A 272-nucleotide genomic window follows, 5' to 3' on the forward strand; every position below is an offset into this window, starting at 1 on the left:
TTCCAGTCTCTTAGAACAATCGACCAGAACCAGCTTGCTTCGTACGGTTTGATATATTCGTCAATACGCGCATCGGGAATAGACGTTTCAGGACGCAGAATATAGACATTCTTAATTGTTGTTTTTAAGACATCTAAGCTTAAATTTTGGGAAAGGCCATGATCTCCACTAAACTGGATACTGACATTTCCTTGAGTATCAGCCTTATCAATTACACCAACTTGTCCGTCATTAAACTCGACCATGACAGGTAAACGCCATGGGTTGAGCAA

General features: G+C 40.8%; 1 pseudogene. It reads right to left on the reverse strand.

What is annotated here, in order from left to right:
- Positions 1 to 272 (reverse strand): annotated as a pseudogene (locus ACXM0J_RS18915) (type I secretion system permease/ATPase); the annotation flags it as partial.

Source organism: Acinetobacter sp. GRABPA_MV_2 (assembly GCF_056725885.1).